11 protein-coding genes (1 of these 11 running past the window's edge) are annotated in these 12,071 nt (G+C 69.0%); 8 read left to right on the forward strand and 3 right to left on the reverse strand.

Annotation, left to right across the window (positions count from 1 at the left end; all coding sequences use genetic code 11):
- Positions 1-142: 142 nt before the first annotated feature.
- Positions 143-1,564, reverse strand: coding sequence for a hypothetical protein (locus ACORQU_RS08070; RefSeq protein ID WP_491644461.1), 1,422 nt, complete (start codon positions 1,562-1,564; stop codon positions 143-145).
- A 134-nt stretch (positions 1,565-1,698) separates the two neighbouring features.
- Here ACORQU_RS08070 and ACORQU_RS08075 point away from each other — a divergent pair, with 134 nt between their 5' ends.
- The 5 genes from ACORQU_RS08075 (at position 1,699) to ACORQU_RS08095 (ending at position 5,795) form a co-directional block, all read left to right on the forward strand.
- Entirely contained in the window at positions 1,699-2,601 is a 903-nt protein-coding gene (locus ACORQU_RS08075) for a LysR family transcriptional regulator (protein ID WP_491644463.1), read from the forward strand.
- 58 nt (positions 2,602-2,659) lie between these two features.
- Entirely contained in the window at positions 2,660-3,463 is an 804-nt protein-coding gene (locus ACORQU_RS08080) for a MipA/OmpV family protein (protein WP_491644465.1), read from the forward strand.
- Positions 3,464-3,536: 73 nt separating this feature from the next.
- Positions 3,537-4,223: a response regulator transcription factor gene (locus tag ACORQU_RS08085; RefSeq protein WP_491644467.1), complete on the forward strand. Its 687-nt coding sequence runs from the start codon at positions 3,537-3,539 to the stop codon at positions 4,221-4,223.
- Positions 4,210-5,565 carry an ATP-binding protein gene (locus tag ACORQU_RS08090; protein WP_491644469.1) on the forward strand — a complete coding sequence of 452 codons (1,356 nt, stop codon included), beginning with the start codon at positions 4,210-4,212 and terminating at the stop codon, positions 5,563-5,565. Before ACORQU_RS08085 ends, ACORQU_RS08090 begins: the two co-directional genes overlap by 14 nt.
- Positions 5,562-5,795 (forward strand): hypothetical protein, encoded by a 234-nt coding sequence (locus ACORQU_RS08095; protein ID WP_491644470.1) that lies wholly within the window; start codon positions 5,562-5,564, stop codon positions 5,793-5,795. The genes ACORQU_RS08090 and ACORQU_RS08095 overlap by 4 nt, the downstream gene beginning before the upstream one ends.
- A 103-nt stretch (positions 5,796-5,898) precedes the next feature.
- Here the strand turns inward: ACORQU_RS08095 and ACORQU_RS08100 are convergent, their stop codons facing one another.
- Entirely contained in the window at positions 5,899-6,792 is an 894-nt protein-coding gene (locus ACORQU_RS08100; RefSeq protein ID WP_491644472.1) for an AraC family transcriptional regulator, read from the reverse strand.
- A 331-nt stretch (positions 6,793-7,123) separates the two neighbouring features.
- Here ACORQU_RS08100 and ACORQU_RS08105 point away from each other — a divergent pair, with 331 nt between their 5' ends.
- From ACORQU_RS08105 to ACORQU_RS08115, 3 genes are all read left to right on the forward strand, one after another.
- Positions 7,124-7,879, forward strand: a complete 756-nt coding sequence (locus ACORQU_RS08105) for an SDR family NAD(P)-dependent oxidoreductase (RefSeq protein WP_491644474.1) — start codon at positions 7,124-7,126, stop codon at positions 7,877-7,879.
- An 80-nt stretch (positions 7,880-7,959) separates the two neighbouring features.
- A complete protein-coding gene (locus ACORQU_RS08110) occupies positions 7,960-8,388 on the forward strand; it encodes a tautomerase family protein (protein WP_491644475.1) in 429 nt (142 codons plus the stop codon).
- Between the two features lie 125 nt (positions 8,389-8,513).
- Positions 8,514-10,550: an alpha/beta hydrolase domain-containing protein gene (locus ACORQU_RS08115; RefSeq protein ID WP_491644477.1), complete on the forward strand. Its 2,037-nt coding sequence runs from the start codon at positions 8,514-8,516 to the stop codon at positions 10,548-10,550.
- A gap of 27 nt (positions 10,551-10,577) precedes the next feature.
- Here ACORQU_RS08115 and acpA read toward each other — a convergent pair whose 3' ends face one another.
- Positions 10,578-12,071, reverse strand: partial view of an acid phosphatase gene (gene acpA / locus ACORQU_RS08120; protein ID WP_491644478.1) — the 3' portion only. Its footprint extends 198 nt past the window's final position; the window shows 1,494 of its 1,692 coding nt (coding positions 199-1,692); its start codon lies off the right edge, out of view; the stop codon is at positions 10,578-10,580.

The following is a 12,071-nucleotide window of genomic DNA, read 5'->3' on the forward strand; positions in this document are numbered from 1 at the left end:
GGAGCGGAAGTGGGAGCCGAAGGGCCGGGCATGACGTGGGGCTTCCACGGAGGGGCGGGCAGTATCTGCCCCGGCCAGACCCCTGGTCCAATAGATGGATCAGGCGGACGCCATACTCAAAAAATATGGCGTCCGCCGGCGATCACCCGCCCCGCGCGGGCGAACGGGTCTCCAGGGCCGCCGGGTGGTAGTCCGGCAGGAAGGTGCACTCGGAGGGCGGATCGTAGGGCGCGCCGGCCTGGCAGCGCTGGGCCACCGACTGCGGGGTAGGCTTGTGCCCGTGCTCCACCCAGTCCAGCAATGCGCCCATCGCCGCCAGGTAATCGGCGTCGGTGAGGTAGCTGTGCTCGTGGTCGCTGGTGAACACCTGCACCAGGTGCTCGCTGCGCCCGGCCTTGGCGACGATGTCGTGGTAGGTGTGCTCCATCTCCACGAAGGCCGTCGGGTCGTTGGCTGCGTGCATGGTCAGCTCGGGCAGGGTGATCTTGCCGGTGGGGTCGGTATCGGCGCGCAGTTTGGCCACGGCCTGCGGATCGGGCCGGTAGCGGGCCACCTCGGCATTGAGCTTGGCGTCGTCGGGCGAGCCGGTGTAGTGCACGCCGATGTTGCCGAACGGGTTCTTGCCATCGGTGCGGTGCTGGACGATGTCCTGGAAATGCCAGGTCGCCCAGTTGAGATGCGAGACCACCTTGTCCTCCTGGATGCCGATGACCCGGGTCACCGTGTCCAGGCGCTGCTGCTGGGCCGCGGTGCGCTCGGCGCGCGGATGGTCCACGCCCAGGCACTGGTCCACGCGCTTGGCCAACGCCTCCTTGGTCAGGGTCGAGTCCGGCGGCAGGCCCATCCACAGCGGATACTGCGGCTCGCTGGGCAGTGGATGGTTGTGGCACAGCGCCTGGTAGACCACGCGCAGGTCGATGCGGAAGTCGTAGGCGCGCGTGCCGCCGGCCAACACGCCACTGGTCAGCAATACGCCGTCGTAGGCAGGCTTGCCCCCGTCGCGCTCGGTGCCGTACAGCTCTGCGGCGATCGCGCCCACGTTCCCGCCCCAGGACTGGCCGTGCAGGATGGTCAGGCGCGGCTTGCCGACATCGCGCAGGAAGATCCTGCGCAGTCGCTCGGTGTCCTGCGCGGCGGCGTGCACTTCCACGCCCCCCTGGTGATAGCTGGACATCGCCACCGCATAGCCATTGCGCGGCCACACCGCCCAGCGCTTCAGGTCGGCCTGCGCGCGTGCCAGTTTGGGATCGCCCAGGGTCGGGCCACCATGGGCATGCATGACCAGCACGCCGTTCCAGTCGCGGGGCTTGGCGATCATGTAGTACGCCCCCGCGCTGTCCTGGCCGGACAGGCAGGTCACCGTGTCGGGCAGGTCGGACGGGCAGGGCGCCGGCTTGGGCGCGGCTTCGCCGGAGACATCCACCAGCCCGGGCGCGTCGCCCGGCTTGGTGGTGGCAGCGTTCGCGGTCACGCCGGCCAATGCGCCGCATAGGGCCAGGGCCAGCTTGCCGGCACGGATGCGGCCACGGCCGCGCGGTTCGATTCCAAGGTCTTGCTGCATCATGCGTCCCTCCCAGGCCACCAATGGCAGCCTCGTAAGGTACGCATGCCGGCCGTGGACGCCTTTAGCGACTTCGGGCTATTGCGCCATCGCCCGGGCAGGCCTAGGGCCCGCGCCGCACAACCGGAACCCCCACATTGGAACTGCGACACCTGCGCTACTTCCTGGCCGTGGCCGAGGAAGCAAACTTCACCCGCGCCGCCGCCCGCGTGGGCATCGGCCAACCGCCGCTGAGCCAGCAGATCCAGGCGCTGGAGAAGGAGCTGGGCACGGCCCTGTTCGTGCGCACCCCGCAAGGCGCGCGCCTGACCGACGCCGGCCAAGCCTTCCTGGTCGAGGTGCGCCGGGTGCTGGTCGACGTGGACCGCGCGGCCGAATCGGCACGTCGCGCCGCCCGTGGCGAAAGTGGCCGCCTGCGCCTGGGGTTCACCGCCTCGGCGGCGTTCAACCCGATCGTGCCGGCGCTGATCCGTGACTACCGCCGCGCCCGCCCGGCGGTCGAGCTGGCCCTGGAGGAAACCAACACCGCCGGCCTGCTCGAGGCCTTGGCCAGCGGCCGCCTGGAAGCGGCTTTCATCCGTTACAGCGTCTCCACCCCGTCCGAGCTGGAGCTGGTGAAGTTCCCGGACGAGCCGATGAAGATCGCCGTGCCGGCCGCGCATCCGCTGGCGAGCCGGGCCCGTGCGCCGCTGTCGGCGCTGGTCGGCGAACCCTTCATCCTGTTTCCGCGCAGCTTCGGCAACAGCCTGTACGACGAAATCCTCAGCGCCTGTCGCCAGGCCGGCTTCAGCCTGGCCATCACCCAGGAAGCGCCGCAGATGTCCTCCATCGTCAACCTGGTCTCGGCCGAACTGGGCGTGTCGGTGGTGCCCGAGTCCACCGCTCAGGTGCAGCTGCCTGGCGTGCGCTATCTGGAGATCGAAGGCCAGGTCCCGATGGCGCGTCTGGCACTGGCGTCCATGCCCGGGCAGGCACAGGCCTCGCCCGCGCTGCAGCACCTGCTCGCCCTGGCCCAGGGGCAAACGGCACGGACGCCGTAAGGCGCCGGTAAGAGGGGGGCGACAAGACTGCGGGCCCTCCACCAAACCGACCTCCGCCATGTCCAGACGCTATGCCGTCCTGCTTCCGTTGCTGCTGCCCTGTACCGCCCTGGCCCAGATCGCCTCCAACAGCGCGGAACTGGTTTCCAAGTCGTCCGACACGCATTGGACCCTGGGCCTGGGGGTGTCGATCAGCGACAGCCCCTACGCGGGCGAAGGCAACCGCACCCAGCCCTTTCCCGTGGTGAGCTACAGCGGCGAGCGCCTGTTCTGGAGCGGCCTGTACGGAGGCGTGCACCTGCTGCGCCGCGAGGGCTTCGACCTGGATGCGATCGTGGCCGGCCGCTTCGATGGGTTCGATATCAGCGACCTGGGTCGCAGCGAACTGGCCGCCAACGGCGTGGACGCCCGCGTGCTGGACGATCGCGACAACGGGCTGGACGCCGGACTGGCCGCGACATGGCGCGGCCCGGCCGGCGAGTTCAAATTGCGCGCGCTGGCCGATGTCACCGATACCAGCGGCGGCTACGAGTTGGCGGTCGACTACGGCTATGCCTGGCGATGGGGCCGCACCACGGTGGTCCCGGGGGTCGGGGTGCGCTGGATGTCCGGCGACCTGGTGGACTACTACTACGGCACCCTGGACCAGGAGATCGCCCGCGGCGCACCGCGTTATCAACCCGGCTCGGCGTTGGTACCCGAGGTCAGCGTGGGCATTGCCCGGCCGCTGAGCCCGAAGTGGAAGCTGTTCGGCAGGATCGATTACAAGTTCCTGCCCAGCGAGATCACCGACAGCCCGTTGATCGAACCGGACACCGATGGCTCGGCCGGCCTGATGATCGGCATCAGCCGAACCTTTTGAGCCTCGCGGCGCTGTTTAGCCCGCGTCCGCGTCCTACCCTGACTTCCATCCCGAGCCACACGGTCCCGACCCGATGAACCGCATCGCCCTGCTGGAAGACCATCCGCGCCTGGCCGGCCTGGTCGAGCGTGGGCTGGGGGCGGCCGGGATCGCGGTGGATACCTTTCCGAGCATGGAATCGGCCTGGCATCCGCTGGTCGAGCGGGCCTATGCCGCGGCGGTCGTGGATCGCGGCCTGCCCGACGGCGATGGACTGGCGCTGGTGCGTCGCCTGCGCGCGGCAGACAACCGCGTCCCGTGCCTGATGTTGACCGCGCGCGATGCCCTGCGCGATCGCGTGGATGGGCTGGAGGCCGGCGCCGACGACTACCTGCCCAAGCCCTTCGCCCTGGAGGAACTGGTGGCGCGGGTGCGCGCGCTGATGCGGCGCCCGCCGGTGCTGCGTGATCTCCAGCTGGACTACCTCGATCTGTGCGTGAAACCCGAGCTGGGCTGCATGAGCTGCGGCAGCCAGACCATCACCCTGGCCCCGGCCGAGCTCCAGATCGTGATCTGCCTGGTCCACGCCGGCGGCCAGACCGTGCGGCGCGGCGCACTGGAAGCGGCCGCCTGGGGCCTCGGCGAGGCGGTCACGCCGAATGCGCTGGATGTCGCCCTGCACCGATTGCGCAGGAAGCTGGTCGCCATCGGCACCGGCCTGGACCTGATCAACCTGCGCGGCCAGGGCTTCGCCCTGCGCGGTGTCGATGCGCCGCACTAGCCTGCGCCAACGGCTGATGCTGGCGGCGCTGGTCGCGTCCCTGTCCGCGCTGGCGGTTGGCGCCGCGCTGATCGCCATCCGGGTCTGGCCGCATGCGCGCGAGAAGACGCTGCGTGAGGAGTTGATCGGTGAGCTGGATGACCTGGAGCAGAGCCTGCGTATCGCGCATGGCCGGGTCGCGCTGGTTCTCGCTCAGAGTGACGCCGATCTCTACGACGCCATGCCGGTGGACTCGGCCTACACGGTGACCGACGTGTCCGGCCGCGAGCTGGCCCGCAGTGTCCAAGGCCCGGCCCTGCAGGCGCTGTGCCACATGGCGGCCGATACCCGGGAACTGACCGTGCGCAGTCAGACCCGCGCGGTGCACCTGCAGGTGGCCCAGCGCGAGGTGATCCGGGAAGGCAGGCGCTACGTGATCCGTGCGGCACGCAGCGACCGCCTGGTGCTGACGCTCAAGGAATACACCGGGAAGCGCTACCTTCGTGCCGTGGTGTTCACCGCGTTTCTGACCCTGCTGCTCTTCCTGGTGGTGGCGTTCGCGATGATCAACCGGATGCTGCGCCCGTTGCGGCGCGCCTCGGAGAGCGCGGCGCGGATCGGCCCGCGCAACCTGTCCGCGCGACTGCAGACCGATGGCCTGCCCACCGAGCTGATTCCGCTGATCGATGCCTTCAACGCCGCGCTGGCCCGGCTGGAAAACGGCTACCGGGTGCAGCAGGAATTCCTGGCCTGCGCCGCGCACGAGCTCAAGACGCCGCTGGCCCTGCTCCAGGCCGAAATCGAGCTGGGAGGTGTGTCCAATCCGGAACTGCTGCTGCGCGATACCGGATTGATGGCGCGTCAGGTGCATCAGCTGCTGCAGTTGGCCGAAGTCAGCGAAGGGCACAACTACACGCTGGCGCCGCTCTCGCTCCATGCCGCCGCCGCCGACGTGGTGGAGTATCTGACCCGCCTGGCGGACCAGCGCGCGGTCTACATCGCCCTGCGCCAGCAAGGACCGGATCCGACGCTGCAGGCCGATGCCGGGGCGGTCTTCGTGCTGCTCAAGAACCTGCTGGAAAACGCCTTGCACCATGCGCCCCCGGCCACGGTGGTGACGCTGAGTGTCGGCGCTGGCGAAATCAGCGTGCAGGACCAGGGCGATGGGGTGCGTCCCCAGGATCGCCCGCATCTGTTCCAGCGCTTCTGGCGCGGCGCCGATGCCCATGCCGGTGGTGCGGGCCTTGGCCTGGCGATCTGCAAGGAGATCTGCGAGGCGCACGGCTGGTGCATCGCGCTGGATCCGGACGCATCGGGTGCGCGCTTCGTGGTGCGCATCCCCATGCCGGAGTCCGTCACGTGATCCATCCGATCGCGCAAGCGCGGCACGCGCGCCTGTACGAGCGGATCGTGTCGCTGGCGCGGATGCTGGGCTGCGATCCGGCCATGGTGCTGGACTGGTACCACCATGATCCGATCCAGGGGCTGGACGGCATGACCGCCGCGCAGCTGGTGCAGCAGGGCCAGGGCGAGCGCATCGTCGCCTTCCTGCGGGCGATCATGATCCATGAGCAAGCCGAGTCGCGTCGGTAATCCAGGCTCCCTGGGCTTTGCGGTCGTCACGCAGGCCAGGCGCATCACCGCATCAGGCAACGGTCCGGTCTACGGCCAGCGCGCGCTGGAGCACCCGCGCGCCTCAGGCCGCGGGCTGTAACCGGCTGCGTGCCTGGCGCATGTCGCGCGCAGGCGGCAACCCGAACATCCGGCCGTACTCGCGCGTGAATTGCTGGATGCTCTCGTAGCCGACCGCGTTGGCGGCCTGGGCGATCATCGCGCCTTCGGCCAGCATCAGCCGCCGGGCTTCGATCAGGCGCACCTGCTTCTGAAACTGCAGTGGCGTGAGCGTGGTGATGGTGCGGAAGTGTGCATGGAAGGACGACGGGCTCATGTCCGCGACCTGGGCCAGGTGCTCGATCCTGAGCGGGCGTGCGTAGTCCGCGCGGATGATGTTCACCGCGCGGGCCACGCGCCGCGCGTGGCTATCGGCCAGGCCCAACGTACGGATCGCCTGCCCGTGGCGGCCCATCAGTAGCCAGTAGTGCAGCTCGCGCAGCAGGGCGCCCTGCAGTAGCGCCAGCGAGGCCGGACGGTCCAGCAGACCGAGCAGGCGCAGCGCGGTCCCGGCGACCTCCTGCTCGGTGGGATCTACGCGCAGCGGACCTGGTGCAGGATGTGACGGCCCGTCCATCTCCACCACCAGCCCCTCGATGATCGCCGGGTCGAGGTCGATCACCAGGGAGACATAGGGCCGCAGCAAGTCGGCGCGGGTGACCTGGCTCGCGTTGGGCACGTCGGCAGCGATCAGCAGCGACTGGCCGGCGCCGAACTCCAGGGTCTGGCATCCCAAGCTGACCCGCTTTTCGCCCTGCAGGACCAGGGCCACCAGTGGCTTGGAGATCGCGTACTGCAACGCGGTGGGCTGGGTCTGGCGGATGACCGTCAGTCCCGGGATTGGCGTCGGCGCGACGCCGTCGGGATCGACGAAAGCCTCGGCGTGGCGTCGGGCCAGATCGAGCAGGGACGGGGACATCCGGCAAGCTTAGGGCGCGGCAGGCGGTCCAGCAATGCTCGGCTGGAGCATCGAGCAATCTGTGCGCTGCAGCGACTCGCGGCGCGTGGCCTCACCATGACGGCGCGGAATCAGCGCCCGTGAATTCCCATCCTGCCTACGTAGAGGTGCGTGGACGCGACTGGGCATGGATGCCGATAGGGCCGGGCGGAAGCACGGCAGGCGTGGCGGACCGGGCGCTGGCTGTTCCAGGTTTGCACGAATAGGCAAACATCGCCCGGAATCCGGCAAAACGGCACAGGGCCTGGGTTCGACAGTGTGCGTCCCAACACCACCACATCGGGAAACGCCCATGAACACCATCTCGCTCGTCACCGGCGCCAGCCGCGGCCTGGGCCGCAACACCGCCTTGAGCATCGCCCGCCACGGCGGCGACATCATCCTCACCTACCGCAGCGGCGCCGAGCAGGCCCAGGCCGTGGCCCAGGAAATCCAGAGCCTGGGGCGCAAGGCCGTGGCGCTGCCGCTGGATGTCACCGAGGTCGGGTCACTGCCAACGTTCGCCGACACGGTGCGCCAGACCCTGGCCGCGCACTGGGGCCGGTCCTCGCTGGACCATCTGATCAACAACGCGGGCCACGGCGAAATGGCCGGTGTGGCCGAGACCACCGAGGCGCAGTTCGACGGTCTGTTCGATACCCACGTCAAGGGCGTGTTCTTCCTGACCCAGGCGCTGCTGCCGGTCCTGGCCGACGGCGGGCGCATCGTGAATTTCTCCTCGGGGCTGACCCGGGTCTCCTTCCCGGGCTTTTCTGCCTATGCCGCGGCCAAGGGCGCGGTCGAGATCCTGACCCTCTATCTGGCCAGGGAGCTTGGCGGGCGCGGGATCACCGTCAATACCGTGGCACCCGGCGCGATCGAAACCGACTTCCTCGGTGGCGCGGTGCGCGACATGCCCGACCTCAATGCACAGTTCGCCGGCATGACCGCGCTGGGGCGGGTCGGTGTGCCAGACGATATCGGCCCCATGATCGCCAGCTTGCTTGGGCCGGAGAACCGCTGGGTCACCGGCCAGCGGATCGAGGTCTCCGGCGGCCAGGTCATCTGACGCCATCGGCACTTTTTTGCGTGTCCGGATCCCCCGCTCAATGCGGGGGTCCGGCGTCAACCCCGACCAGAAGGCCGCAGATGCCCAAGCTCATCATCCATAGTCCAGCGGGCACCTTCGATGCCCAGGCCAAGCAGCAGGTCGCGGCCGAATTGACCGTCTTCTGTCTGCAGTGCGAAGCGCTGCCCGCCTCGCCATTCGTCAAAAGCACGGTCTGGACGTATTTCAACGACTATCCTGTCTCGACGGTTTTCATGGGCGAGGCGCAGGCCACGGCTCACGTGGTCTCGGCGCAGATCTACACCATACAGGGGGGCCTGGACGCCGCCGCCAAGCATCAGATGATCCAGGGGGTCACCGAGATCTTCGGTCGGTATACCCGTATCGGTGCGCGTGTCCCGGTCTATCTGGTGATCCACGAGGTGCCCGAAGCCAATTGGGGCATTTTTGGCCAGCATGCCGACCTGGCGGCGTTACGCGCCTCCGCGGCCGACGCTCCGGCGCTTTAGGCCGAGTCCAGCCCATCTTGGTGCTGAAGCGCGCACTCGACCTGCGCGCCTACGGCAGGCAAGGTGTGCGGCTCTGGCGTGGCTGCGATGGCCCGCCTTTCCGGTGGCATGAAGCGAGGGCTGGCATGGAGATGGCATCGGGCGGCGCGATGGCCCGCCACGGGTGGGGAAAGTGGATCGCATTGACCGTGTTGATGCTGGCGCCACCGGCGCAGGCCCGGGTGACGGGCCTGCACTGGGATGGGCCGCCGAAGCAGGCGTTCGGCAATACCGACTTCCCTGGCGTGGGCCGCTACCAGCTGCTGACCGGGCAGGTCGAAGGCACGCTGGACCCACATTCGCCACTCAACCGCGGCATCGTCAATCTGGACAAGGTGGCCACCGACGCGCAGGGCTTGGTCCATTACCGTGCCGACGTGATGCTGGTGCGCCCGGTCGACCTGGCGCGTGGCAACGGCACGCTGCTCTACGACGTGCCCAACCGCGGCGGCCAGCTCCTGCTCACCCGCCAGGTCAACGGCCGCGGCTCGGGCGACCCGGCGCAGGCCTCGTCCGTCGGCACCGGCTATCTGATGCGCCAGGGCTATACGATGGTCTGGAGCGGCTGGCAGGACGGGGTGCCGTCCGGGGCCATCGGCCATGACGATGGCAGCGTCTCGCACATGCTGGCCGGGCACTTCCCCACCGCCGTGGGCGTCACTGCCGACGTGCGCGAGGAGATCGTCTTCGACACCGCGACCAGCGATGTCTATACGGTGGCCTATCCGGCCGCCGATCTCGATCCAGCACGCACCCACCTGACTGTGCGCGAGCGCGTCGACGACGCGGAGCAGACGCCGAAGGACCTGGGCTTCGAATGGATCGACGCGACCCACTTGCGCATCCATCGGCCCAAGGGCTTCGATGCCGGCGCCATCTACGAGCTGATCTATCCGGCCCGCGACCCGGTGGTCACCGGCATCGGCCTGGCGGCCACGCGCGATGTGGTCGATTTCCTGCGGCGCAGTGCGGCCGATGACGCGGGGAGTCCCAACCCGCTGCTGGATGCGCACGGTCAGATCGGCGTGCAGCATGCGATCGGCCTGGGCGTGTCGCAGAGCGGGCGCTTCCTGCGCGATGTGCTGGCGCAGGGTTTCAACCACGGCGAAAGCGGGCAGCGGGTGTTCGACGGGGTCATGGCGATCATCGCCGGCTCGCGCAAGTCCATGGCCAACGCGGCCTTCTCCAAGGCGGGCGACTTCTCGCGCCAGCACGAGACCCACCTGGCCCGCGGTGACCAGTTCCCCTTCACCTACGCGACCACCACCGATCCGGTCAGTGGGCGAAGCGGCGGGATCATGGCCGCCATGGCCCCGGCCGACCAGCCCCGGCTCTTCCACATCGACTCGGATACCGAGATCTACCAGGCGCGCGCGGCGCTGGTCAGCACCACCGCCGACGGCAAACCCATCGCGCAGCCGCCGAATGTGCGCCTGTACTTTACCGGCGGCTCGCAGCACGGGGCTTCGGACCATCCCGCGCACAACCCGGTGGCCCAGCAGCTGACCAACCCGCTGGACAACGGCGACCTGATCCGCGCGCTGCTGTCGGACCTGCAGGCCTGGGTGGTGGACGACGTGCCGCCGCCTGACAGCCGCTATCCCAGCGTGGCCGATGGCACGCTCGTGCCACCGCTGGACCCGCGCGCGGCGTTTCCCGCCATTCCGGGATTCGCCTATCACGGCGTCACCAACGTCCTGCGGGTGAAGGACGACACCGATCCGGCCGTGCGCACGGTCGGCGCGGCGTATCCGGCCTGGGTGGCTGCCCACGACGCCGACGGCAACAACATCGCCGGCATCCGCCACCCGCTGCTGGCCGCGCCGTTGGGCACCCACACCGGCTGGAACCCGCGCCGCCCAGGCTTTGCCGAAGGCGAGCTCTCCAGCCTGGACGGCAGCTACCTGCCCTTCGCCCGGACCCGGGCCGAGCGCGAACGCACGGGCGATCCGCGCCCCTCGCTGGAGGAGCGGTATGGCACGGTCGAAACGTGGATCCGGCGCGTCGATGCCGCCTCCCAGGCGCTGGTCCGCCAGCGCCTGCTCTTGCCCGAGGATGCCCAGCGCCTCCACGACGCCGCGAACGAACGCGGCTACGACCTCTTCGACAAGCCTTTGTATTGAACGCGCGGCTGGCGCCCGTCCTTCGGATCAGGCCTGGTCGAAGTCCAGGGCGCCGGTCAGGTCGCCCGGCGGCGGGCCGCCGGCGGCGACCATGGCGTCTTCGCGTAACTTCAGCCCAGGCAATTTCTCCAACCCGAAACGCCGGGTCAGGAAGCGTGCGATCGAGCCGGTGTCGTAGATCGTGTGGTCCACGTGCCCACGCTTGGCGAACGGCGAGATCACGATGGCCGGGATACGCGTGCCCGGCCCCCAGCGATCGCCCTTGGGTGGGGCTACGTGGTCCCACCAGCCGCCGTTCTCGTCGACGGTGATCACCACCAGCATCCGCTTCCACTGCGGGCTCTTCTGCAGGGCATGGACCACCGCCGCCAGGTGGCGGTCCCCGGCCTCCACGTCCGAATAGCCGGCGTGCATGTTCAGGTTGCCCTGCGGCTTGTAGTAGCTCACCGCCGGCAGCTTGCCGGCCGCGGCATCGGCCAGGAACTTGTTGGTCGCCGCGGTCTCGCCGGTGCCGCCGTCGCGCAGGTGGCGCTTGCGCGCCTCGGAACCAGGCGCGAGTGAGGCGAAATAGTTGAACGGCTGGTGGTGCGCCTGGAAGTTGGGATGGCTGGGGAAGCTGCCGTCGTTGCTGTCGCCGCCGCCGTCCAGCGCGGCCTGGAACGCGCCGCCGTACCAGGCCCAATCCACCCCGCGCGCGTTGAGCATGTCGCCGATGTGTGCGTGGGTCTGCGGCGGACAGGTGTTGGGGCTGCTGGGATCGGCCAGGGCCGGGTTGGTCTTGTCCACGCTGAAGCCCGGCGAGTAGGGCGGACCGATCGTGTTGACCGTGAAGAAGTCCGGAGTCAGCGTGGGGCGCGAGGTGAACTTGGCTACGCCGGCCATCGCACTGGCGGGGCTGTTGTCGGCCGGGATCAGGGCCTTGCCATCCGGCTTGCCATCGGCCGTCCTGGCGATGTGCAGCCGCGCCGGGCTCTTGTCCGCGTCCGGATAGAACGGCGGCTGTGCGGCGACCAGGTACTGGTGGTTGAGGAACGAGCCGCCGAAGGCGCCCATGAAGAAGTTGTCGCACAGCGTGTACTGCTCGGCCAGGCGCCACAGGCGCATGTTCACGGCCGAATCGGCGTAGTGGCCCATCAGCAGCGCGCCGCTGTCGCCCCAGGCGACGAAGCCATCGTTCTTGCCGCCGTTGATCTGCATCTGATTGCGATAGAACTCATGGACCAGATCGCGCGTCACCAGGCCGTGCGGCAACGGCGCGCCTTCGGGCGTCTTCAGTGCGAACGGCGCGTTGGGCAGGCCGACGATCGCCTCCTCGCCGATCTGGTAGCTGCGGTGATTGACCACCTGCGCCTCGGGCACCATGCCGTCCCAGATCGGCGGCAGGGTCTTCAGCGGCGTGCCATCGCGGTCGCGCTGGATGGCGCGCTCGGGCGGAAGATCCGCCAGCGGCTGCTCCAGCCCCGGAAAGTCGGCGAACAGGTTGTTGAAGCTGCGATTTTCCGCAAACAGCACCACCACCGT

It is taken from the genome of Pseudoxanthomonas sp. JC1303, assembly GCF_058448525.1.